General features: G+C 73.2%; 16 protein-coding genes. 10 read left to right on the top strand and 6 right to left on the bottom strand.

Features of this window, described 5'->3' with window-relative positions:
- Window positions 1-25 precede the first annotated feature (25 nt).
- Window positions 26-1,900: an AAA family ATPase gene (locus AB0C21_RS04425; protein ID WP_500202644.1), complete on the bottom strand. Its 1,875-nt coding sequence runs from the start codon at window positions 1,898-1,900 to the stop codon at window positions 26-28.
- Window positions 1,897-3,426 (bottom strand): DUF2201 family putative metallopeptidase, encoded by a 1,530-nt coding sequence (locus AB0C21_RS04430; protein WP_500202645.1) that lies wholly within the window; start codon window positions 3,424-3,426, stop codon window positions 1,897-1,899. The genes AB0C21_RS04425 and AB0C21_RS04430 overlap by 4 nt, the downstream gene beginning before the upstream one ends.
- Window positions 3,427-3,604: 178 nt before the next feature.
- On the opposite strand from AB0C21_RS04430, the gene AB0C21_RS04435 reads away from it, so the two are divergent.
- From AB0C21_RS04435 to AB0C21_RS04480, 10 genes are all read left to right on the top strand, one after another.
- Window positions 3,605-5,386: an ATP-binding protein gene (locus AB0C21_RS04435; RefSeq protein WP_500202646.1), complete on the top strand. Its 1,782-nt coding sequence runs from the start codon at window positions 3,605-3,607 to the stop codon at window positions 5,384-5,386.
- A gap of 157 nt (window positions 5,387-5,543) precedes the next feature.
- Entirely contained in the window at window positions 5,544-6,653 is a 1,110-nt protein-coding gene (locus tag AB0C21_RS04440; protein ID WP_500202647.1) for a DegT/DnrJ/EryC1/StrS family aminotransferase, read from the top strand.
- Window positions 6,650-7,681, top strand: coding sequence for a Gfo/Idh/MocA family protein (locus AB0C21_RS04445; protein WP_500202648.1), 1,032 nt, complete (start codon window positions 6,650-6,652; stop codon window positions 7,679-7,681). The genes AB0C21_RS04440 and AB0C21_RS04445 overlap by 4 nt, the downstream gene beginning before the upstream one ends.
- The gene (locus AB0C21_RS04450; RefSeq protein ID WP_500202649.1) at window positions 7,671-9,302 is read left to right on the top strand and encodes a glycosyltransferase family 2 protein; all 1,632 of its coding nucleotides are present in this window, start codon (window positions 7,671-7,673) and stop codon (window positions 9,300-9,302) included. The genes AB0C21_RS04445 and AB0C21_RS04450 overlap by 11 nt, the downstream gene beginning before the upstream one ends.
- Before the next feature lie 3 nt (window positions 9,303-9,305).
- A complete protein-coding gene (locus AB0C21_RS04455; protein WP_500202650.1) occupies window positions 9,306-10,622 on the top strand; it encodes a nucleotide sugar dehydrogenase in 1,317 nt (438 codons plus the stop codon).
- A 53-nt stretch (window positions 10,623-10,675) separates the two neighbouring features.
- Window positions 10,676-12,274, top strand: coding sequence for a glycosyltransferase family 4 protein (locus tag AB0C21_RS04460; protein ID WP_500202651.1), 1,599 nt, complete (start codon window positions 10,676-10,678; stop codon window positions 12,272-12,274).
- A 2-nt stretch (window positions 12,275-12,276) separates the two neighbouring features.
- Window positions 12,277-13,512 (top strand): glycosyltransferase family 4 protein, encoded by a 1,236-nt coding sequence (locus AB0C21_RS04465; RefSeq protein ID WP_500202652.1) that lies wholly within the window; start codon window positions 12,277-12,279, stop codon window positions 13,510-13,512.
- Window positions 13,509-14,048 carry a hypothetical protein gene (locus AB0C21_RS04470; RefSeq protein ID WP_500202653.1) on the top strand — a complete coding sequence of 180 codons (540 nt, stop codon included), beginning with the start codon at window positions 13,509-13,511 and terminating at the stop codon, window positions 14,046-14,048. The genes AB0C21_RS04465 and AB0C21_RS04470 overlap by 4 nt, the downstream gene beginning before the upstream one ends.
- A gap of 4 nt (window positions 14,049-14,052) precedes the next feature.
- On the top strand, window positions 14,053-15,504 hold the full coding sequence (locus AB0C21_RS04475) for a glycosyltransferase (protein WP_500202654.1): 1,452 nt from the start codon (window positions 14,053-14,055) through the stop codon (window positions 15,502-15,504).
- A gap of 5 nt (window positions 15,505-15,509) precedes the next feature.
- Complete coding sequence (locus tag AB0C21_RS04480; protein ID WP_500202655.1) at window positions 15,510-16,103, top strand: hypothetical protein; 594 nt, start codon at window positions 15,510-15,512, stop codon at window positions 16,101-16,103.
- Window positions 16,104-16,114: 11 nt separating this feature from the next.
- On the opposite strand, the gene AB0C21_RS04485 is transcribed toward AB0C21_RS04480, so the two are convergent.
- The 4 genes from AB0C21_RS04485 to AB0C21_RS04500 form a co-directional block, all read right to left on the bottom strand.
- Window positions 16,115-16,729, bottom strand: a complete 615-nt coding sequence (locus AB0C21_RS04485; RefSeq protein ID WP_500202656.1) for an acyltransferase — start codon at window positions 16,727-16,729, stop codon at window positions 16,115-16,117.
- Window positions 16,730-16,815: 86 nt separating this feature from the next.
- Complete coding sequence (locus tag AB0C21_RS04490; protein ID WP_500202657.1) at window positions 16,816-18,783, bottom strand: glycosyltransferase family 2 protein; 1,968 nt, start codon at window positions 18,781-18,783, stop codon at window positions 16,816-16,818.
- A gap of 39 nt (window positions 18,784-18,822) precedes the next feature.
- The gene (locus tag AB0C21_RS04495) at window positions 18,823-20,589 is read right to left on the bottom strand and encodes a CDP-glycerol glycerophosphotransferase family protein (protein ID WP_500202658.1); all 1,767 of its coding nucleotides are present in this window, start codon (window positions 20,587-20,589) and stop codon (window positions 18,823-18,825) included.
- A 138-nt stretch (window positions 20,590-20,727) separates the two neighbouring features.
- Complete coding sequence (locus AB0C21_RS04500) at window positions 20,728-22,146, bottom strand: SDR family NAD(P)-dependent oxidoreductase (protein ID WP_500202659.1); 1,419 nt, start codon at window positions 22,144-22,146, stop codon at window positions 20,728-20,730.
- Window positions 22,147-22,176: the final 30 nt, after the last annotated feature.

Raw genomic sequence — 22,176 nt, forward strand, 5'->3', positions numbered from 1 at the left:
CCGCGCCCGGTGACCGCGCGGGCGGTCACCGGGCGCCGTCCGCCGACAGCCGGGCCATCCGCGCCAGGGCCGCCACCCAGAAGCGCTGCCGTTCCCTGGTCTGCCCGACCAGGTAGGTGGCCCGCAGCTTCGGCGGCAGGTACGGCAGCAGCCGGGCCACCACGTCGATATGCCTCTCCAACTGCGACACCTCTGCGTTGGAGAACACCTGGTGGACCAGGTCGGTGTCGTCGGTGCCCTCCTGCGACGTCTCGGCCGCCCTCGACAGCCGGGCCTCCCAGCCGGCGAGGTTCTCGGCGATCTCCACCAGGCCGGTCTGCCGGCGGTCGGCCAGCCGGGCCTCCAGCCCGGACAGCGACACCGGGGCGTACTCGCCGTCGCCGAGGTACATCAGGGCCGGCTGCAGCGGCATCTCCGCCCGGTGCAGCTTGATCAGCCGCTCCATGGTGCGCTTGGTGATCCAGTCCCGTCCCTCGTCGTCGATGTCGTTCTTCCACCACTCCAGGACCGTCTCGGCCGTCTCGCCGTAGGTCGAGATCAGCCACTCGTTGGCCGGGATGTCGTCGGGGTGGACCTCGTAGCTGATCGTGAACCGGCTGGCCTGGGCCACGTTGTTGGCGGCCACCGGCATCTTGCGGCCCAGATGGTAGGGAGGGTTCTGCAACGCCACCTGGGCCCGCAGGCCGGGGATCCGGCGGCCGGCGAGCGTCCACTCCTGGGTGATCTCCATGAGCCTGGCGAAGGCCGCCTTGTCCTTCGGCCGGTTGTACTCGTCCCAGATCAGCACCTTGGGCCTCGGGTCGAGCAGCGACCGGGCGAGCATGGCCTCCAGCGACCCGTCCGGCGTGGGCACCGGTACGCACAGGTCCTCGACGTTGGTCACCGGCAGGGAGAAGTAGACGGGCTCGTGGCCGGTCTCCTCCCGGGCGATCTGCTTGGTGATCTCCGTCTTGCCGCACCCCGGAGGACCCTGGAGGAGGACGGCCCAGCGATTGGCCATCGCGGCCCGCAGGATGCGGCGGACCGGGTCGGTGACGGTGGCGGGGTTGCTCGCCCCGACCGCCGCGGCGATGGCGTCGAGTACCTCCGCCGTACGGTCCCGGCCCGGCCGGCCGTCCCTGCCCGCCTCCGCCAGCGCCAGCCGGCGGCCGTTCTGGATCGGCAGCCCCCAGGCGAGCGGAAAGCCGGCGCGGGCGCAGTCCAGCACGTGCTGCAGGGTGCGCGGCGAGAGCAGGCGGCGCAGCTCCGGGCCGAGCCCGGCCCATTCACGGAACACCTCACGCAGATCCCAGTCGGGATACCGCTCGGCCAGCGCCCGCCTCCATGCGGTGTCGTTCGCGGTCAGCCGGATGGTGACCATCCGGTCCAGGATCGCCGGGTCGGACCGGCGGACGCCGGTTTCGGCGAGCGACTCGTTGTCGGTGAGGAACACCCCGACGCAGCCGAGCTCGCGCAGGTCGTACTCGCCCAGGCTCCAGTTGCAGGCGATCTGCATCAACTGGGACTGCACCGTGTTCCCGGCCTGCAACGAGTCGTCGATGAGAAGGACGAACGGCTTGCCCGGGACGAGCTGCCGCATGACGAGCTGGCGGAGCACCAGCTCCCCGCTGCGGTCGTCGCGTACCGGGGCGTTCACCAGCAGGTCGTCGGGGGAGAGGTTGGCGGCGGGCACGACGACCAGGGCGGTGCCGGGATGGCGCTTCGGCACGTACGAGACGAACGTGGAGGTCTTCCCGATGCCGTGCTCGCCGAAGATCTGCCCGGTCTGCCCGGTCGAGATCATCGCGTCGATGAACTTCTCGAGCTTCGTGGTGGGCTCGTTCTCGGGGGGATCGGGATAGGTGGCGGTGGGTTTCCACCGCCGTTCCGCGGTCGCCACTGTTCCGTTCTCCTCGGTCATCGCCCGGATGCGACCCGGTGGCAGGCCATCGGCGGGTCGTGGTGGTCCGGCCAGTCGTCGCCGCCGTCGGTGATCAGCCAGATCCACCGGTCGGGGGCGGCGGGGGTGACGGGCGGCGCGTACCCGTCGGTCACCATGATGACCGCGTCGGGTTCCGTCTCGAACCGCTTGCCGCCGACCTCCAGCCGGCCCTCGGCGTAGTCGACGACGTTCTGGAAATCGGTACCGCCCCCGCCCGCCACCCGCTCCCCAGGGGCGAACGGCGTCACCGCACCGTCGAAGCTCAGCCAGTGGCTCTCCACCCCGTCGGTCCCGCCGACCAGGGTGGTCAGCCAGTCGACCACGTGGTCGGGCATCGACCCCGACGTGTCGAAGGCGATGAGCACCACCTTCGTCCGCTCCGGCCCGCGCCGGGCCAGCATCGGGTCGTGCCCCAGGGCCAGCATGACCGCGCCGTGCTTCTTCGGGTAGACCAGCCGGTCGCTCTCGCTCAGCTTGGAGGCGAGCACGTCGGTCAGCCACCGCTGCCACCAGTCGACCCGGCGGGTCTTCGGGGTGACGCCGCGCAGCCTGTCCAGGCCCAGGCCTCCCCACAGCCGCTCCAGCCGCTCCCCGCCGTCCGCCGTGCGGTCGGCCAGATCGAGGAGCTCGCCGCGCGCCGCCGGATTCCCGCGCAGCGCGGCCTGCATCACCTCGCGCAGGACGTCGTCGCCCAGCCGCTCCACGGTCTCCGCGTCCAGCGGGATGTCCGGCCGCTCGGCCCGGTCGCCGTCCTGCCTCCTGCCGGACTCGCCGGGGTCGTCGCCGCCCAGGTGGACGCAGTACGCCGTCACGGGTTCACTGAGCGCCTTCATCCGGCGCAACTCGCTGTACACCGTGAGATCGGTGTGGCTGAACTCGTCGTACGGGAGCGGGGCCAGCCCCTGCCGCCCCAGATCGTCGCGGTACGCCCTGTAGACCAGGTCGGGGTCGACGCCGACCGGCTCTCGCTCCTGGCCACCGTCCCCGGACGCCGTGCGCGCGGGAATCGTGGGGAGGCCGGACCGCCCCAGCCGGCGCAGGGCGACATGGTTGATGGACACCTCGGCGGCCATCGTGAACACCGGGTCGGAACGCAGCTCCTCGTCCACGTAGAGGTGCCGGTGCATCAGATGCCGGGCCTCGTGGAACAGCACGAACTGGACGCCGTCGTAGTCCAGCTCCATGAAGAAGTAGGGGTTGTAGAGGAGGGCGCAGCTTCCGTCGCCGGTGGCCGCCACGGCGGCGGTGGGGATCGCGGTGGTCGGAACGTGGTGGTGGCACTTGGCGTACAGCCAGGACGCCACGACGCTCTGCCCCGCCCCGAAGCCCAGCAGCACGGACTCCTTGCGCCGACGGGCCTGCTCGACCACCTCCGGGTCGGCCGGCTCTTCCGCCCGCAGCCGCCGCGGGTCCAGCGGACGGGGCGCCCGCCGGCGCCGTCGACCTGGGCGGGTGGGGCCGCCGCCGGCCGGATGGTGGTCCGCGGTGCGGAGGTCCCCGGTCACCCCCGTTCCCCGTAAATGGCGCGCTCCCATCCTGCCCTGTGACATCCGGACGCAGGAACGATAGCGGGCCGGTACGACAGGAGCGGCGGAGTCCGGCGACGAGCGGGTGCGCCGTACCCGGCGGGCCTCCCGAATAAATCGGGTGATCCGGACGTGCCGGACCGCTGTACTTGAGCGCATGAGCATGCCGGACGGGCCGCGGCTGGCCCGTTTCATCGACACCATGATCGAGCTCGGGATCACCGGGCAGGTCTTCGGCGAGCACGGCATCGGCAAGACCTCCACGTTCTTCCACCACGTCCGGCGGCGCGAGGACACCGCGCTCGTCTACGTCCCGGCCGCGAACCTCACCCCCGACGACCTGCTGGTCAACGCGCCCGTCCGGCAGGACGGGGAGCTCGTGCTGCGGCAGCTCGTCATGCGGCAGCTCAAGCCGCGCAAGCCGTACGTGCTGCTCATCGACGACTCGCTCCAGGCGGGCGCGACGATCCAGTCCCAGCTCATGCAGATCGCCTGCAACTGGACGCTCGGCGAGCACGACCTGCGCGCGCTCGGCTGCGTCGGGGTGTTCCTGACCGACAACGAGACGCTCACCGAGACCGCGGCGCTCCGCACGGACCCCGCCGTCCTCGACCGGATGGCGACGCTGCGGGTCACCGCCGCCGACACCGCGTGGCGGGCCGCGCTGTCGCGCAGGTTCCGCGGCGTCGACCTCACCGGCGTGTTCCGGGTGTGGGCGTCGCTGCCCGCCGAGCTGCGCAGGCTGCTGTCGCCGCGCACGCTGGAGCACGTCCTCGACTGCGCGCTCGCCGGGTTCCCGCTCGCCTGGGGCCTCCCGCTCGTGGACGGGCGCCGCCTGCCCCTCGCCACCGCGGCCGGCGGGCCGGACGGGAGGCCGGGCGACGACCAGGCCCCCGAGATCCTCGGCCGCATCGCCGCCGAACTGCGGCGCGCCGGGGCCGACGTCCCCGATCCCGCGCACGTGCCGGACGCCGTCCGCCGCGTCGTGCGCGCCGCCATCGAGCGGCGCTGGGCCGTGCTCATTCAGGGGCCGCCCGGCTGCGGCAAGACGGAGGTGGTGAAGGAGGTCGTCCGCGACGAGCTCGGCGCCGACCCGCTCTACTTCTCGCTGCCCGTCACCAATGTGGAGGACTTGTGCGCGCCCGTCCCCACTCTGGACGGAACCCTCGACAACCTGTTGTCCGGCCCGTTCCTGGAGCCGGGCGACAAGGCCATCGTTTGGGACGAGTACAACCGTCCCAAGGACAAGGCCACGTTCGCCCGCCTCATGGAGGTCACGCAGGAGTGGTCCCTGGCCGGGCGGCGCATCAAGGGCCTCCGCGCCCAGATCGCCTTGCAGAACCCTCCCTACTACCTGGGCCGCAAGCTGCTCGTGTCGCGCAACACCATCGCGCAGGCGTCCCGCTTCACGGTCTCGTTGGAGATCGAGCCGGATGACATTCCGGCGAACGAATGGTTGATAGCCCGTTACGGCGGGGTGGCCGAGACCGTCCTGGAGTGGTGGAAGAACGACATCGACGACGAGGGCCGGCAGTGGATGACCAAGCGCACGCTTGAGCGTCTGATCCGCTTGCACGGCACCGGTCTGCCGCTCGACATCGCCAAGATGTATCTGGGCGACGGCGACTACGCGCCGGTCCCGCTCACCGCGCTGGAGGCGCGGCTGGCCCGCCGGCAGGTGACCGGGCTCCGCGAGCTGGCCGCCGACCTGGACGGCTGGGAGCAGCGGCTCCGCGCCGCCGGGGACGAGGGCTCGGACGCGACCGACATCGTCCACCGCGTCTTCGCCAACGCCGAGTTGTCGCAGCTCAGCCGCCATGCGGAGACCGCGGCGCGGCTGGCGCCGCTGCTGCCGCCCAAGCTGAAGGCGACGTACCTGTTCGGCGCCGATCCGGACCGGCAGCGGTTTTGGACGGGCGTCTTCATGGGAGGTTCCTGAGTGCGGGAAAGATCGATGGACGTCCTCGCCACGGTCTGACTTGGCTAGAATCCGTCCGTCAGACGAGGCTTCCGCCGAGAATGCGCCTCTTGTCCGGACGCGATCTGTCCCCCGCGAGGAAGCCCTTGCTCACCGTCCTGCCATAAGGAGCCTGTGCATGCCCGTGGAATCGGAAAGGCCCGTCCCCGCGGCGAGTCCCGTGATCGGGGAGGCGGAGATCGAGGCTGCCGTGCGCGTCCTCCGCAGCGGGCGTGTCGTGCAGGGCCCCGAGGTCGCCGCCTTCGAGGAGGAGTTCTCCGCCCTCGTCGCGGGACGCCACTGCGTCGCCGTCAACTCCGGGACGTCGGCCCTGCACCTCGGCCTGATGGCGCTCGGCATCGGCCCCGGCGACGAGGTGATCGTCCCCTCGTTCACGTTCGCGGCCACGGCCAACGTCGTCCGCCTCGTCGGCGCCGAGCCCGTCTTCGTCGACATCGAGCCCGGCTCGTTCAACGTCGACCCGGACGCCGTCGCCGCCGCGGTCGGCCCCCGCACCGCCGCCATCATGCCGGTGCACCTGTACGGGCACCCCGCGGCGATGGACCGCATCGGCGCGCTCGCGGAGCGGCACGGGCTCGCCGTCGTCGAGGACGCCTGCCAGGCGCACGCCGCCGCCCACAACGGCGTCCCGGTGGGCGCCATCGGCACGATCGGCACCTTCAGCTTCTACCCGACCAAGAACATGCACGCCCTGGAGGGCGGCATGATCACCACCGCCGACGCGGAGACCGCCCGGACGCTGCGGCTGCTGCGCAACCAGGGCATGGAGCAGCGCTACGCCAACGAGATCGTCGGCGCCAACGTGCGGCTCACCGACGTCGCGGCGGCCATCGGGCGCGAGCAGCTCAAGCAGCTGCCCGCCTGGACCGAGCGGCGCATCGCCAACGCCCGGTTCCTGGACGCCAAGATCACCGGCGCGGTGGTGCCGCCGGTCGCGCCCGGCACGCGGCACGTCTACCACCAGTACACCGTCCGCGTCCCCGGCGACCGCGACGCCTTCCAGCAGCGCCTGGAGCAGCGGAAGGTCGGCAGCGCCGTCTACTACCCGACGCCCGTCCACCGGCTCAGGCCGTTCCTGAAGGACGGCGCCCCCGACCCGCGCTGGGACCTGCCCGAGACCGAGCGCGCCGCGGCCGAGGTGCTGTCCCTCCCGGTGCACCCGTCCCTCACCGACGACGACCTGGCGCGCGTCGCCGACGCGGTGAACGCGGCCGGAGCCGCGTCGTGAGCGCGTCGCTGCGCGCGGGCCTGATCGGCCTCGGCGTGATGGGCCGCAACCACGCGCGGGTCCTGTCCGGCCTGGACGGCGTCGACCTCGTCGGGATCGTCGACCCGGCCGGACGGCCCGAGGGCGCCCCGCACGGGGTGCCGCTGATGGGGTCCCTCCAGGAACTGCTCACCGTCGGCATCGACTACGCGGTGGTGGCCTGCCCGACCGCGCTGCACGAGGAGATCGGGCTCGCGCTCGCCGAGGCCGGCGTCGGCGCGCTGATCGAGAAGCCGCTCGCCGAGTCGGTGGAGGCCGCCGAACGGCTGGTGACGGCGTTCGAGTCGCGCGGGCTCGTCGCGGCCGTCGGCCACATCGAGCGCTACAACCCGGCGCTGCAGAGCATGCGGGCCCGGCTGGAGGCGGGCGAGCTGGGCGAGGTGTTCCAGGTCGTCACGCGCCGGCAGGGGCCGTTCCCGCACCGGATCGCCGACGTCGGCGTCGTCAAGGACCTCGCGACCCACGACATCGACCTCACCGGCTGGGTGACCGGCCAGGACTACGTGTCCATCTCCGCGCACACCGTCGCGCGCAGCGGCCGCCCGCACGAGGACATGGTCGCCGCCGTCGGGCGCCTGGCGGACGGCTCCATGGTCAACCACCTGGTGAACTGGCTGAGCCCGCTCAAGGAGCGCACCACGGTGGTCACCGGCGAGCGCGGCTGCTTCGTCGCCGACACGCTCACCGCCGACCTCACGTTCTACGCCAACGGCGAGGTGAGCACCGAGTGGGAGGCGCTGCGGGCGTTCCGCGGCGTGTCCGAGGGCGACATGATCCGGTACGCGATCCCCAAGCGCGAGCCGCTGCTGGTCGAGCACGAGCGCTTCCGCGACGCGGTCCTCGCGGGCCCCGACGGGTCGGCCCCGGGCGACGTCGTCACACTGCGGCAGGGCCTGCGGACGGTCGAGGTGTCGGCCGCCGTGCTGAAGTCGGCGCGCCTCGGCGAGACGGTGTCGCTCCAGCCCGGGGAGGTGCTGGATGCCGTCTGAGCGGAGCGGCGGAGCGGAGGACGGCGGTCCCGCCTCCGCCGGTGTGCCCGACGTCACCGTCGTGGTCGCGGTCTACAACACGATGCCCTACCTGACCGACTGCCTGAACTCGCTGGTCGGGCAGAGCATCGGCCGCGACCGCATGGAGGTCGTCGCGGTCGACGACGGCTCCACCGACGGCTCCGGAGCCGAGCTCGACCGGTTCGCCGAGGAGTACCCCGACGTCGTCACCGTGCTGCGGCAGCCGAACTCGGGCGGCCCGGCGGCCCCCAGCAACCGGGCGCTGGACGTCGCGACCGGCCGCTACGTCTACTTCGTCGGCGCCGACGACCACCTCGGCCCCGAGGCGCTGGAACGCATGGTCGCCGCGGCCGACGAGTGGGGCTCGGACGTCCTCGTCGGCAAGATGGAGGGCGTCAACGGGCGGGCCGTCCGGCGCCCGGAACTGTTCGCCGAGAACCGCCCCGAGATCGACCTGTACGACTCGGTGCTGCCGTGGGTGCTGTCGAACTGCAAGCTGTTCCGCCGCGAGCTGGTGGAGCGGCACAAGCTGCGGTTCCACGAGCACATGCGGATCGGCAGCGACCAGCCGTTCACCCTCGAGGCGTGCGTGCGCGCCCGGCGCATCTCCGTCCTCGCCGACTACACCTGCTACTACGCGGTGCTGCGCGACGACGGTGGCAACATCACTCAGGGCGCAGTCGACGTCCACACGCGCCTCGAATGCGCGGAGAGCCTCTTCGGCGTCGTCGCCGACCTCATCGAGCCCGGCCCGAAGCGCGACGCGATCCTCAAGCGGCACACCCGCTGGGAGCTGACGATGCCGACGCGGGAGGGGTTCCTCGAACTCGACCGCGACGCGCAGGAGGACGTCTGCGCCCGCGTCGGCAGGCTCGTCGACCGGTACGTGACCGACGAGGTCCTCTACACGCTGCCCATCGTCCGCCGCGTCCGGCTCCGGCTCGCGCAGCGCGGCGAGATCGACCTGCTGTGCGAGGCGATCCGGGCCGGGATCGCGGAGCACCCCTACCTGATCGCGCTGAAGGACGGCCGGGCCTACCTCGCCTACCAGGGCTTCGAGGACCCCCGCCTCGGGCTCCCGGACGACCTGTTCGAGATCACCAAGGGCATGCGCAAGCGGCTGGCCCAGGAGGCGCGGACCGTCGCCGTGCGGCGCGACCGCGACACGGTGGAGATCACCGTCCGGACCCCGCTCACCGGCCCCGAGACCGACGACCCCGCGACCGTCCGCCTCGCGCTCGCCCCCCGCGGCGGCGGCAAGACCCTGGACCTGGACGACCTCACCCGCGAGGCGCGCGAGGACGGCCTGCACGTGACCGCCCGGATCCCGGTGACGCTCACGGCGGCGTCCGGCAGGCCGAGGCACGCGCTGCGGCTCGTCGTCCGGGCCGCCGGGGAGACGCACGACGTCGCCGTGCCGGCGGGGACGTCCATGGTGCCCGCCCCGCGCGGCGAACTGTTCTGGCACCGGGCCAGGCCCTACCGGCTGTCGGTGGCCGGCGACGACCGGCACGGCACGATGATCGAGACACGTCCGGTACGTCCGGCCCAGGCCGTCGCCCAGCGGGTCCGGCGCGTGACGTCCCTTGGAGGTAAGTAGCACATGCGGATCTGCGTGGTCGCGCTCGGCAAGATCGGTCTTCCGCTCGCGGTGCAGTTCGCCCGCAAGGGCCACCGTGTGATCGGCGCCGACGTGAACGAGCGCGTCGTGGCCGAGGTCAACGCGGGGCGCGAGCCGTTCCCCGGCGAGGCCGAGCTCGACGTCCACCTCGGCGAGGCGGTGCGGGCGGGGCTGCTGACGGCGACGACCGACACGGCGGCCGCGGTCGCCGAGTCGGAGGCGGTCGTCGTGGTCGTCCCCCTGTTCGTGGACGAGAAGGGCACCCCGGACTTCGGCTGGATGGACGCCGCGACGCGCTCCATCGCGCAGGGCCTGCGCCCCGGGACGCTCGTCAGCTACGAGACGACGCTGCCCGTCGGCACCACCCGTGACCGCTGGGCCCCGATGCTCGCGGACGGCTCGGGCCTGACCGCGGGCACCGACTTCCACCTGGTGTTCAGCCCGGAGCGGGTGCTGACCGGGCGGGTCTTCGCCGACCTGCGCCGCTACCCCAAGCTCGTCGGCGGCATCGACGAGGCGTCCGCCCGGCACGGCGTCGAGTTCTACGGGCAGGTCCTCGACTTCGACGAGCGGCCGGACCTCGACCGCCCGAACGGCGTCTGGGACCTCGGCTCCGCGGAGGCGGCGGAGCTCGCCAAGCTCGCCGAGACGACCTACCGGGACGTCAACATCGGCCTCGCCAACCAGTTCGCCCGCTACGCCGACACGGTGGGCGTGGACGTCACGAAGGTCATCGAGGCCTGCAACACCCAGCCGTACAGCCACATCCACCAGCCGGGCATCGCCGTGGGCGGCCACTGCATCCCGGTGTATCCGCGGATGTACCTGTGGAACGACCCGGACGCGACCGTCGTCCGGGCCGCCCGCGAGGCCAACACGGGCATGCCCGAGTACGCCGTCGGCCTGCTCGCCGACGCCTACGGCGACCTGACCGGCGCCGGCGTCCTCGTGCTGGGCGCGGCGTACCGGGGCGGCGTCAAGGAGACGGCGTTCTCCGGCGTCTTCCCCACGGTGGAGGCGCTGCGGCGGCGCGGCGCCGTCCCGTACGTGTCCGACCCGATGTACACCGATGAGGAACTGGAGGCCCTCGGCCTCCCGCCCCACCGGGGCGAGTCGGTCACCGCCGCGATCGTGCAGGCCGACCACGCCGCCTACCGCGAACTCGGCGCGGACGACCTGCCGGGCGTCAAGGCCCTGGTCGACGGCCGCCGCGTCACCGACGCCTCCCGCTGGCCCGGCGTTCACCGCGTCGTGATCGGCGCCCCCGACGCTCGGACAGGTTCGAAGACGCCCCGCTGACCGTTCCGGCCGGTCTGCGCGAGCGGCCCGGCCGACCGCGACTGGAGAATCGAATGGAAATCGAAGACGGGACGGTTCCCGGCGCGTCGCGCGGCCGCGTCGTCATGCTCGTCGACAACGATGTCGTGCGCGACTCCCGGGTGCAGAAGGCCGCGAAGTCGATGGCCGAGGCGGGCTGGGATGTGCACATGCTCGGCTGCACCGGGGCCAAGAAGCGCCGCTCCTGGAACATCGGCGGCGCCCGCGTGCGCCTCCTGCCGCTGCAGCACGTGCTCCTGCGCAACCAGCACGGCGTCCTGCGCGCCACGCTGCGGCGCCCGCTCGCGTACGGGCACCCCAAGGTGGCCGACTACCGGCGGCGGCTCGTGCAGTCCCGGCGGGCCGACCTCGCCGCCGCCCGCCTCGAGCCGGGCTCCCGCGGCCCGGTGCGCAAGGTGTGGCTGCTGACGCGGCGGATCACGGCGAAGGCCCAGTCGCGGTGGGTGTCGCTGCGGGTGCGGCAGACCGAGTCGCTCGCCGAGGCCCGCGGCAACCCGCGCTCCCCGCTGGAGCGGTTCGCGATCAACTTCTGGCTGAAGGTCCTCGGCGACCGGGCGTGGCGCGTCCTCGACCGCAACCTGTGGGACTGGGACAGCACCTACGGCAAGGTCATCGACCGGCTCGAACCCGACATCATCCACGCCAACGACTTCCGCATGCTCGGTGTCGCGGCGCGGTCGGTGCGGCGGGCCCGCGCCAAGGGCCGGCAGGTGAAGCTCGTGTGGGACGCGCACGAGTTCCTGCCGGGCATCCGCCCCTGGGGCGCCGGGCCGCGCTGGCTGCCCGCCATGATCGCGCACGAGCGCGAGTACGCGGGCGACGCCGACGCCGTGGTGACCGTCTCGGAGGCGCTGGCGGACCGGCTGGTCGAGAGCCACGGCCTGCGCGCCAAGCCGACCGTGGTGCTGAACGCCCCGATCACCGGGGGCGAGCCGAGCACGTCCGACCCCGTCCCCGACATGCGGGAGCTGTGCGGCGTCGGCCCGGACACCCCGATCGCCGTCTACAGCGGCAGCGCCTCGGTGCAGCGCGGCCTCGACATCATGATCGACGCGCTGCCGCGGCTGCCGCGGCTGCACGTCGCCCTGGTCGTCTCCTCGGCGCGGTCCGACTACGTCCGGAGCCTGATCGCCCGCGCCGGCGAACTCGGCGTCGCCGACCGGGTCCACACGCTGCCGTACGTCCCGTTTGACCAGGTCGTCCCGTTCCTGGCGGCGGCCGACATCGGCGTCATCCCGATCCACCACTGGCCGAACCACGAGATCGCCCTGATCACGAAGTTCTTCGAGTACTCGCACGCGCGGCTGCCGATCGTCGTGAGCGACGTGCAGGCGATGGGCGACATGGTGAAGGCCACCGGGCAGGGCGAGGTCTTCCACGCCGAGGACCTCGACGACTACGTGCGGGCGGTCGAGGCGGTCCTCGCCGACCCCCGGCGGTACCGCGCCGTGTACGACGACCGGCCCGACCTGCTCCACGAGTGGACGTGGGAGGCGCAGGCCGAGGTGCTGGACGGCGTCTACTCCAAGCTGCTGCCCACCGCCGCGAAGTCCGCCCCGCGCACGCCGCCCCCGGCCGGGTCCGACGGCCGGCTCGTCGGCGCCCAGGACTGACGATGGCGGCGGACAGGAACGGCGGCCGGGACGTCGCCGTCGTCACCCCCTGGTATCCGAACCCGAAGCAGGAGTGGGCCGGCGCCTTCGTCCAGGCGATGGTCGAGGCGACGGCCCCGGGCTGCGGCGACGTCACCGTCTACCACACCGAGGCGTGGCTGATGCGGCAGCCGCAGGAGGAGGTCGAGGCGGCGCGCGAGGCGCACCGGCGCCTCCTGCCGGTCGCGCTGCACCCCGCGCCCGACGTCGCGGGGGCCCGGCTGCTGCGGATCCCGGTGCCGACGGTGCCGGACTACACCTTCGCCGAACTCGCCGTCGAGCACGCCAGGTGGCTGCGCGAGGCGCTGGGCGGCGAGCCGATCCCGGCGCCGGTGGTCCACGCGCACGTGGGCCTGCGCGGCGGCTGGACGGCGCTGGAGAACGCCCGCCCGGACGCGCGGGTCTTCGTCACCGAGCACGCGTCCTTCCTGGACAAGGTCCTGGAGCAGCCCGACTCGCGGGAGATGTACGAGCAGGTCCTGGAGCGCTGCACCGGCTTCCTCGTGGTCACCGACGTGCTGCGGGACACGCTCGCCGAGGCGTTCCCGGCGCTCGCCCACAAGATCGAGATGATCTCCAACCCGATCTCGTTCGACCGGCCCCGCCCGGCTCCCGTCACCGAGCTGCGCCGCTGGCTGTACGTCGGCACGCTGGTCGAGCGCAAGGGCGTCGGCTGGCTGCTGGAGGCGTTCGCCGAGTGCCTCGCCGAGGACCCCGGGCTGACGCTGACCATCGCCGGGCCCGGCGTGCTGGCCCGGCAGCTGGAGGAGCGGTCCGCCGAACTCGGCGTCGACCACGCGGTGTCGTTCCTCGGCGCGGTCGCCCCCGACGAGGCCACGCGGCTCATGCGGGAGCACGACCTGCTCGTCCACCCCGCCCGGTGGGAGACCTTCGGTGTGACGATCATCGAGGCGGTCGCGGCGGGCCTGCCGGTGCTCGTCACCCGGTGCGGCGGACCCGAGCGCACCCTGGCCGGCATAGAAACCGCCGCGGGGGAAATGATCGACGTCGAGGAGAACTCCGGCTCGATCGTCGCGGGCTACCGCCGCCTGTGCGACCGCTTCCCGGACGGCCTCGACCTGGCGAAGGCCCGCGAGATCCTGGACGGACGCTTCGGGCACCGCACGGTGGCCGAAGCGCACTACCGGCACTGGTTCCCGCAGGGCGACGGTGCCGCGAACGGGGGAGAAGAAGCGTGAACGTTCTGTTCGTCGCGCTCGGCGCCTCCCGCCGGCCCGCGGTCGTCCGGGAGGCGGCGCAGGTCGTCGGGGACGGCGGCAGCGCCGCCGTGCTGGTGCGCAAGACGTCGACGTGGGCGAAGGACCCGCTGCCGGACGGCGTCGAGGCCGTCGAGCTGCCCGCGCTCGAACGCCGCTACCGTCCGGCCGCGGTGCGGATCCTTCTCTACCGGATCCCGGCGCTGCTGCTGCGCGTGCTCTTCCCCGGCCCGCTGCGCGGACTGGGCAAGCGGATCGACTCCGCGTACCGCAGGCGCCTGGCCCGTCCCGTCGACCGCCGGCTGGCCCGCCTCTACCGGCGGGACGCCGCGGCGGTGCGCCGCCGGATGGTGGAGCGCGAACTGCTGCGCGGCCGGTCCATCGACCTGGTCGTGGTCGCCGACCCGCAGTCGCTGGTGACGGTGTCCGAACTCGCGGACACGATAACGGGCGCGGGGGCGACCCTCTCCTACTCCGTTGCTCATGAAAGATCCCCGGCAGGCTACGCCAGAGGATGATTCCATGACCGAACGACGCCCGCGCCTTCTGTACCTCGCCTTCTACTTCCCGCCGTCGCGGGCCAGCGGCGTCTACCGGCCCCGGGCCACCGCCAACCGGCTGACCGAGCTGGGCTGGGACGTCACGGTCTTCGCGGCGCCCCTGCCGTTCCTGTACGACACGCTCGGCTCGGTCGACGACAAGCTCATGGAGACCGTCGACCCGCGGATCACGCTGGTGCGCCCGGACCTGAACCGGTTCGTCTGGCAGACGAACGTGCGCGAGTACAGCCGGTTCCGGGGGGCGTTCCCCCAGCTGGCCCAGTCGCTGTACACCTGGGGGCAGAAGCACGTCTTCCCGGAGCACTACGCCTCGTGGGGGCGCGACTCCGTCCGGCGGGCGCTGCGGATGCACGCGAAGCGCAGGTTCGACGTGGTCCTCGCGACGGGGAACCCGTACTCCTCGTTCGCCGCGGCCTGGCTGTTCCACAAGCTGACCCGCACCCCGTACATCATCGACTACCGGGACTCCTGGACCCTCGACCAGTTCAGCGAGCAGCCGATGTTCGACGACGGGCATCCCGCCTGGCGCTGGGAGCGCAGGGTGCTGCGGTCCGCGGCGAACTCCCTGTACGTCAACGAGGCCCAGCGGGGCTGGCACGCCGAGCGCTACCCGTTCGCGGCCGACCGCATGATGACCGTCCTGAACGGGTGGGACGCCGACACGCTCCCGCTGAGCGCCGCGCCGCCCCCGGCGGCCCGCGCGGCGACGGGCGGGCACGCGCCGCGCTTCTCCTTCGTCGGCACGGTCACCGACAAGCAGCCCATCGAGGAGCTGATCGAGGGGTTCACCCGGGCCCGCGCGCATTCCGACATGCGGGCCGCCACCCTGAACTTCTACGGCTATTTCGGGTTCTTCCAGGCCACCGACGGCAAGCTGCGCAAGCGCTTCGCCGCCGCGGCCGAGGCGGCCGCCGCGGCCGTCGGCGACCAGGAGGTCGGGGGCGGTGCGGTGGCCGACGAGCAGGCGGGCCGGGCCGGTGACGGGGACGCCGACGGGCAGGTGCTCGCCCCCGGCGTCCACCACCGCGGGCCGGTGTCCAAGACGGCTCTCGCCGACGTCTACCAGGACTCCGACGTGCTGGTCTTCCTCAACGGCGGCGGACGCTACGTGACGTCCGGGAAGATCTTCGAGTACATGGCGGCGGGACGCCCCATCGTGTCGGTCCACGCGCCGGGGTCGGCGGCCGAGGAGCTGCTGCGGGGATACCCGCTGTGGTTCAACCCGGGCGGGCTCGCCCCCGCGGACATCGCCGCGTCGATGGTGGCGGCGGCGAAGGCCGCGGCGGGCCTCGACGAGCGGCAGGCGGCCGAGGCCCGCGCCTACGCGGACCGCTTCGAACGGAACGTGACGCTGGAGCCGCTCGTGGGGCGGCTCACCGAGCTCGCCGCCCGCAGGCGCGGCGTGGCCGGGTGATCAGAGTGGGAGACGGTGCGGTGCAGGGCGCGCAGGCCCCGAAGGTGCTGGTCCTCGCGATGGACCCCAGGCTGACCATGGACCCCGTCCCGAACGTGCCGCCCAAGCGCCAGCACAAGCGGGTCATCGGGCTGGCCGGGTACTTCGCGGAAGAGGGCGCGCAGGTCGACCTCGTGACCGCCGAGCCGGACGGGTGGGCGAACCTGGACGGGCGGGTGCGCCTGCACCGGCTCGACGCGGCGGAGGCCAGGCATCCGCTGCCCTGGCTGGAGCACACGGTCCTGATCAGGCTGCCGCGGATCGCCGTCCGGCCGGTGGCGCGGGCAGGGCGGGTCGGCGCCGGGCTGGAGCGCGCGCGGACCCGCGCCTCCCGCGTCGCCCACCGGCGCCTTTTCGTGCCGTTCTACCGCCATGTCCGGCCGCACCTGCTGGCCCGCATCGCGCGGCGCCGCGTCCTGCGCGGCCTCGACACGGGCGGGCTCGTCCGCGTCATCGTGATGGACCGGACGTCGGTGCCGCTCGGCCGCCGGCTGGCCCGCCTGCACCCCGACCTCGTCGTGACGACGCGGCAGGAGCGCGACCTCCACGGCAAGCCCTGAGCGGCCGGCGCTCAGCCCTTCTCGGTCAGGACCGTCGCGCCGGAGCCGTCGCCCGCGGGCGCCTCGACGTAGACCTCGCCGGTCCGCGGGCACTCCCACGTCCCCTCGGAGCGCTCGGTGAGCCGGGCGCCGGCCTTGCCGACCCAGCCGATCCGGCGCGCGGGCACGCCCGCGACCAGCGCGAAGTCGGGGACGTCGCGGGTCACCACCGCGCCCGCGGCGACCATCGCCCAGCGGCCGACGCGCACGGGCGCGACGCACACGCTGCGGGCGCCGAGCGAGGCGCCCTCGGCGACGTGGACGCCGACGGCCTCCCAGTCGCCGCCGCGCTTCAGCCTGCCGTCCGGGTCCACCGAGCGGGGCTCGCGGTCGTTGGTGAGCACGACGGCCGGGCCGACGAACACGCCGTCCTCCAGCACGGCGGGCTCGTAGACGAGCGCGAGGTTCTGGAGCTTGACGTTGTCGCCGATCCGCACGCCCGCGCCGACGTAGGCGCCGCGCCCCACGATGCAGCCCTCGCCGAGCCGAGCGCCCTCGCGGATCTGGGCGAGGTCCCACACGGTGGTGCCGTCGCCGATCTCCGCCCCGGGGTCGACCTGGGCGCTCGGCAGGATGCGGTGGCTCATTCGGTGCCTTCCCATGCGAATGTTCAGCGGACGAGTGTTCGGCGGGCGGATGCCCGGCGGGCGGATCGTTCGGCGGGCGGACGCGGTCAGGACCGCGGTTCGGTGCCCCCGCCGGGGAGCAGCCGCCGCCACGCGCGCCTCGTCATGGCCCTCAGGGGCGCGGTGACGTGCACGGTCGGCGTCCTGCGGTCCATTCTGACGTGCAGGCGGCGCGGCGGCACGATCGAGGCGGTCACCGGCCCGAGGACGCCGCCCGCGTCCGGGACGCGCGCCGGGACGGGCTCGCCCACGCCGTCGACCGCGAAGCGGATCCGCCAGCGGCCGGGACGCGCGCCCGCGAGCGAGAGGTCGGCGCACCGGCGGGACGGGTCGTCCGGCGCGGCCTCCAGCGCGGCGCGGATCGTCGTCGTCTCGTCGCCGGCATGGTGCAGCAGGACGCTCATCGCCGGGACGTCACCGAGGACGGCCGGCGCCTCGGCTCGAATCCGGACGCGCTTCCCCGGCCCCCAGCCGACCTCCGCGACGCCGAAGTCGGCGGACGTGAGCGCGCCGCCGACCTCCAGCACGAGGGCCCGGCCGTCGCGCACCGGCACCGGGCGCAGGACCCGGGTGCCGGCCAGGGCCGTCCGCGGGACGGCCACGTCGCGCGGCTTGGCCAGCGGCACCGTCCGCACGTGCCCGCTGATCTCGGCCTCGGCCCGGACCGTCCAGCGGCCGTCCGGAAGGGGATCCGCAGGCGGGCTGAGCGCGGCGGTGAAGGACGCCTCGATCCCTTCGCCGGTGGGGACGGCCGGGACGGTCTCGCACTCCACCGTGCGGCGGGCGCCGTCGCCGTCCTCCAGCAGCAGGCGGACCGACGGGCGCCCCTCCTCGACATCGCGGACGAAGACCGTGCCGCCGACCAGCAGGGCGCCGTCCTCCCAGGCCAGCCGGGTCAGGGCGGGCCGGATCAGCGGCGGAGCGGGGCTCTCATAGCACGCGTCGGGGATGCGGACGGTGGCGTCGCGGAAGAACGGGTACTGCAGGTAGGCGCGCCCTTCCTCCAGGTGGAGCCGGGGCCGCGCCCCGCTGCGGCGGAACCGCAGGACCTCCACCAGTTCGTCGTCGAGGCCGTGCAGGACGCAGTGCGCGAGCACCCGGTGGAGGGGGTGGCAGCGCTCCCGCAGCCCGGGGGTGTACCACTCCTCCAGCAGTTCGCGGCAGCTCGCGAGGGTGAACTTCTGGTCGTCGGGCGAGGAGTCCAGGTACAGGCGGTCGAGCCGGCTGAACACCTCCAGCCGCAGGTACCGGTGGTTCAGCCGGTCGCGGGTCTCGCCCGGCTCGGTGTGGTCGGCGACCTGCCGCATCGCCTGGGCGATGACGCCGTACAGCTCGGTGGGCGCGGCCCCGCTGCCCTGGGTCGCGCTGCTGCCGTCCTCGCGGGCCGTCCAGTAGTAGCAGTCGTAGTCGGCCAGGACGGAGACGCCGCCGGCCTTCAGGTAGGCGCCGGCGGTGAAGAGCTGGTCCTCGTGGGCCACCAGGCCCTCGGTGAAGCGCAGCCCCTCGCGCTCAATCAGCGACCGGCGGAACAGCTGGAGCGCGGCCATCGACATCCGCGCGAACAGGTCGCAGTCGGGGTCGAGGACGTGGGTGCGCTCGATCGTGCGCTCGAACACCTTGGGCGCGTTGCGGCCGCCCGTCCCGACCTGCTTTCCGAGCACGATGTCGGTGCCGTTGCGCTCGGCCATCGCCGTCATGCGCTCCAGCGCCTCGGGGCCCAGCCGGTCGTCGGCGTCCAGGAAGAAGACGTACTTCCCGGACGCCAGCTCCAGCCCCCGGTTGCGCGGCGCTCCCGCGCCTCCGGAGTTCGGCTGGTGGAGGACCGTCAGCCGGTCGTGGGCGCGGGCCAGCTCGTCGAGCAGCTCGCCGCCGCCGTCGGTCGAGCCGTCGTCGACGGCGATGACCTCGATCCGCTCGGCGGGCAGGGTCTGGGCGAACACCGACTCCAGGGCCCCGCCCACCGTGTCCCGGCACTGGAACACCGGGACGATCACGCTGACCAGCGGTCGGCTCATGGCCCCTCAACAGGTCGGGAAGTGCCTTCGCGAACCACTTTAGGCGTGTTCCGTGACCGCCGCGCCGGAGACCCCGTACATCGTCGACCTGGGGCCGGCCTCCGCGAGCGCGTCGACGGCGGCGGCGAACCGCGTCATGGCGTCCGGGTGCTCGGGGCCCAGCAGGTAGTCGCGGAGCGTCCGGCGCTCCGCGGCCAGCGGGTCCTGGCCGGGCGTCGCCGCGACGGCGAGGATGTCGGCCAGCTCGCCGCAGCCCGGGCTCAGCAGGTAGGCCGCCGACGCGGACGGGAACTCGGCCCTGAAGGCGCTCTCGTCCATCCCGTCGGGGTTGGTGACGACGTACGGCTTCAGGCTCGGGATGTAGTCGGAGATCACGCTGGAGATGTCGGTGATCAGCATGTCCGAGCGGTTGAAGCACTCGTACAGGGAGGCGTCCGCGCCGGTCACGACCTGGTGGCCGCCCGCGCCGCCCCGGTTCGCCTGCTCGATCATCCGCATGAGCCGGTTGTGCACGGCCGCCGCCTCCGGCAGCCGCCGGCCGGTGTAGGGGTGCGGCCGGTAGATGACGCGCAGCCGCGGCCCCTGCTCCAGCAGGGTCCGGACGATCCGCTCGCCCATGCCGAGCAGCGAGCTGTAGCCGTGCTCGTTGTCCCAGCCCTCCCACGTGGGGGCGTACAGGACGGTCGGGACGGGCCCGCCGGACGGCTCGGTGGTGATCTCGCCGAGCTGCGGGCGCCCCACCTCGACGATGGCCTCGTCGCGCACGCCCGCGTCGGAGTTGCGGTAGCGGTCGCGGCCCGCCGGGCCGGCCACCCACACCTCGTCGAAGACCTTGCTGACCGGGTTGGAGCTCGGGCCCTTGTCGCTGTCGCCGTGCCCGACGAAGACGTGCTTGATGTGCTCCTCGCGGAGCAGGTGGAGGTTCTTGCCGGTGTTGCCCGGGTAGAGCGCGACCTTCACGGTGCCGAGGTCGAAGTTCATCATGTCCTCGGCCCGCGTGATGCACACGACCGGGAGCCGGGTGGGCGCGAGCGCGCCGACGACCTCGGGGGAGCGGACGAGGACCATCGCCTTGCGGTCCAGCCGCTCCAGCGTCTCCAGCCACATGTTGGCCTGGTAGACGGTGGTGACCGGGCCGGTGAAGTACAGCACGACCTCGGGCTTGTAGCGGTTCACGCGGCGCTGCACGTCGCGGGCCATCCGGCCGGCGTTGAGCAGGGCGCGCATCCGGCGCAGCCGCGGCGCCTGCGCGGCCGCGGTGGCGACGGCCGCCGCCGCGGTGCCGAGGAGGCCGGCCGCCACGAGCACCGGGAGGTCGAGCAGGATCCCGGCGGTGCCGAACAGCAGAATCGGGAGGTCGGCGTGGCTCTCCAGGAGGAGGATCAGCCGGGCCTGCCAGACGGTGTCGGGGCCGGGGAGCGCCGGCTCGCCGTCGCCGAGGTTGCGGGTGGCGAAAGGCAGCCGGTTGACGCGGCGCGCGGCGACCGAGCCGGCGAGGGTCGCGGCGCGGAGCCAGTCGACCAGCAGGAGGCCGAGGGCGGCCAGCACGATCGTGGGCCGGCCGGCGTCGCCCGACTGGACGAGCAGCAGCACGAGGGCGGCCTGCCGGACCAGCACCCGCGCGCCGGGGGGCATCTGGCCCCAGCGCAGCGGCCTGGCCGCGTCCGGCAGCGTCCGCCCGAGGGCGTACTCGGCCGCGTAGCAGAGCACGGCGGCGCCGAGGAACGCCCAGGGCGACCCGGCCGCGGCCGCCCCGATCAGCAGCCCGAGCGTGACGGGCAGCCACAGCACCGTTGAGTACCGCATGAGAGTCGAGTACCGGGAGACGAGACGCCGCACGGCACACCTCCGTCTGGTCAGCGCCCCGGGGGGTGGCGCAGTTGAAGAGGGGAAGGGGGGACCTGCGCCCGCCGGGCCGAGCGGGCGTGTGCGGGGGAGCCGGCGTCAGCCGGAGCGGCCGCCGGTGAGGGGGTCTTCACGGCGGACGTCGATGACCTGCCCGGTGAGGCTGGAGAGCAGGACGTTGAGGGAGGTGCGGGCCACCTGGTCCGCGCTCAGCAGGGTGTGCGGGGGCTCCTGCCCGAACGCCGCGGTCCGCATGGGGGTGCTGGTCCGCTCGGGGTTGATGCAGTTGATCCGCACGCCGTCGCCGGACCACTCGTCCGCCAGCGCCTGGGTGAGGTTCACCGTGGCCGCCTTGGCGGAGGAGTAGAGGCTGTAGTCGGCGCGCCCGCGGGTGTAGGAGCTGGACGTGTAGAGCAGCAGCTGCCCGCCGGTCTTCGCGAGGTAGGGGAACGACGCCCGCGCGATGTGGATCGGCGCGAGGTAGTTGACCCGCAGCGCCTCCTCGATCGCGTCGGGGTCGATGGCGTCGAGCCGGCCGATCCGCAGCACGCCCGCCGTGTTGACGACGAAGTCGACGCGGCCGGTCGCCGAGTAGGCCTGCGCGAGCGCGCCGGCGACGTCGTCGGGCCGCTCGACGTGCGTGCGGGTGGCGCCGCGGCTGTAGCCGAAGACGCGGGCGCCGAACCGCTGGGCCAGCTCCGCGACGGCGGCGCCGATGCCCTGGCTGGCACCGAACACGACCATCGTCTTGCCGCCGAGCGCCTCGGCGTACTCGTCCTCGGTCAGGTCGGGGGCCTCGGAGGAGGCGAGCTGGAACAGCTTGTCCGCGACGAACATGTCGACCGGCTCGGTGACCTTCATGTTGTGCTCGTCGCCGCGGACGACGTAGATCGGGGTGCCGGGCAGGTAGCGCAGCACCACCGAGCAGTCGTCGGTCGCCTCGAAGTTCTCGTCGCGCCACGCGTTCTCGTAGGCCGCGCGGATGGTGGCGAGCCGGAAGCCCTGCGGGGTCTGCCCGCGCCGCAGGTTCGCCCGCCGCGGCACGTCGACGATGACGTCCTCGTCGACCTGGATGATCGTGTCGGCGGACGGGATGGCCACGTCCACCGCCTGGTGCTCGCGCAGCGCGGACACGCAGTCGCGGATGATGCGCTGCGACAGCAGCGGGCGCACCGCGTCGTGGAACAGCACGCTGGTCGTCTCGGCCGGGTGGTCGGCGAGGGCGTCGAGGGCGAGCTGCGTGGTCGCGTTCCGGGAGGTGCCGCCGGGGAGCACGGCCTTGACCTTGGTGCAGCCGGCCTTCTTCACGCATTCCTCGGCGTCCTTGAGGAAGCCGGGGTTCATGAGGACGAGGATCTCGTCGACGTCGGAGGCCTCCTCGAACACGCCCAGCGTGTGCTCGAGGATCGACTTGCCGGCGATCTTGAGGAGCTGCTTGGGGGTGCTGAGGCCCATCCGCTGCCCGCTGCCACCCGCCAGGATGACGGCGACGACGCGATGCTCACCCTGCGGCGCCATGACCAATGCGACCGTCCTTCTTCTTCATGG

Origin of the sequence: Spirillospora sp. NPDC049024, from assembly GCF_040649235.1 — a bacterium.
Classification (GTDB): Bacteria; Actinomycetota; Actinomycetes; order Streptosporangiales; family Streptosporangiaceae; genus Spirillospora.

What these genes read in the sequence shown, in the direction of transcription:
- AB0C21_RS04425 (WP_500202644.1), bottom strand. Translation starts at nt 1,900, where the DNA reads ATGACCGAGGAGAACGGAACAGTGGCGACCGCGGAACGGCGGTGGAAA.
- AB0C21_RS04435 (WP_500202646.1), top strand. Translation starts at nt 3,605, where the DNA reads ATGAGCATGCCGGACGGGCCGCGGCTGGCCCGTTTCATCGACACCATG.
- AB0C21_RS04440 (WP_500202647.1), top strand. Translation starts at nt 5,544, where the DNA reads ATGCCCGTGGAATCGGAAAGGCCCGTCCCCGCGGCGAGTCCCGTGATC.
- AB0C21_RS04450 (WP_500202649.1), top strand. Translation starts at nt 7,671, where the DNA reads ATGCCGTCTGAGCGGAGCGGCGGAGCGGAGGACGGCGGTCCCGCCTCC.
- AB0C21_RS04455 (WP_500202650.1), top strand. Translation starts at nt 9,306, where the DNA reads ATGCGGATCTGCGTGGTCGCGCTCGGCAAGATCGGTCTTCCGCTCGCG.
- AB0C21_RS04460 (WP_500202651.1), top strand. Translation starts at nt 10,676, where the DNA reads ATGGAAATCGAAGACGGGACGGTTCCCGGCGCGTCGCGCGGCCGCGTC.
- AB0C21_RS04465 (WP_500202652.1), top strand. Translation starts at nt 12,277, where the DNA reads ATGGCGGCGGACAGGAACGGCGGCCGGGACGTCGCCGTCGTCACCCCC.
- AB0C21_RS04475 (WP_500202654.1), top strand. Translation starts at nt 14,053, where the DNA reads ATGACCGAACGACGCCCGCGCCTTCTGTACCTCGCCTTCTACTTCCCG.
- AB0C21_RS04485 (WP_500202656.1), bottom strand. Translation starts at nt 16,729, where the DNA reads ATGAGCCACCGCATCCTGCCGAGCGCCCAGGTCGACCCCGGGGCGGAG.
- AB0C21_RS04490 (WP_500202657.1), bottom strand. Translation starts at nt 18,783, where the DNA reads ATGAGCCGACCGCTGGTCAGCGTGATCGTCCCGGTGTTCCAGTGCCGG.
- AB0C21_RS04495 (WP_500202658.1), bottom strand. Translation starts at nt 20,589, where the DNA reads ATGCGGTACTCAACGGTGCTGTGGCTGCCCGTCACGCTCGGGCTGCTG.
- AB0C21_RS04500 (WP_500202659.1), bottom strand. Translation starts at nt 22,146, where the DNA reads ATGGCGCCGCAGGGTGAGCATCGCGTCGTCGCCGTCATCCTGGCGGGT.